Below are 786 nucleotides of genomic sequence, written 5' to 3' on the forward strand. Positions count from 1 at the left end.
GCTTCCGGATGCTCAAGATCGGTCTCAGTATCGGCTCGACCGCCCTGCTGGTCGTTATCGCGCTGCTGCTGGTCGTGCCGACCATACAGGTTGGTCCGTCCGACACTGAGCTGATCAAGGCCTATCCACTGGGCAATTGGCCCATGCCTTTCGGCATCGTGCTGGTGGCTGACAGGCTCTCGGCGCTGATGGTGCTGGTGACCAGCATTCTCGGCATGGCGACGCTGACATTCTCGCTGGCCCGCTGGTATGCCGCCGGCCCGCATTTTGCAGCTATCTTCCAGCTCTTGCTGATGGGGCTCAATGGCGCCTTCCTCACCGGTGACCTGTTCAATCTCTTCGTCTTTTTCGAGGTAATGCTGGCGGCGTCCTATGGATTGCTGCTGCATGGCAGTGGCAGCGCCCGGGTCAAGGCGTCGCTGCACTACATCGCGATCAACCTTCTGGCGTCCTTCCTGTTCCTCATCAGCGCGGCGATCATCTATGGCGTCACCGGCACGCTCAACATGGCCGATCTTGTGGTGCGCATTCCGCAAATTGCCGCCGCCGACCGGCCATTGCTCGACGCAGGTCTGGGGCTGCTCGGCCTGACCTTCCTGATCAAGGCCGGCATGTGGCCGATCAGCTTCTGGTTGCCGGGCGCCTATTCTGTGGCGGCTGCGCCGGTCGCGGCCATGTTCGCCATCATGACCAAGGTGGGCATCTATGCCCTTTTGCGGCTCTCCTATCTGCTCTTTGCGGCAGAAGCGGAGGGTGTGCTCGGCTTCAACCACAATGTGCTGTTTG

1 protein-coding gene is annotated in these 786 nt (G+C 61.1%); it reads left to right on the plus strand.

Annotated features, from left to right (window positions below):
• A partial coding sequence (locus DDE76_RS19375) for a proton-conducting transporter transmembrane domain-containing protein (RefSeq protein ID WP_281261872.1) occupies positions 1–786 on the plus strand: 786 nt, incomplete at both ends.

The organism is Devosia indica (assembly GCF_003056405.1).
Taxonomy (GTDB): domain Bacteria; phylum Pseudomonadota; class Alphaproteobacteria; order Rhizobiales; family Devosiaceae; genus Devosia; species Devosia indica.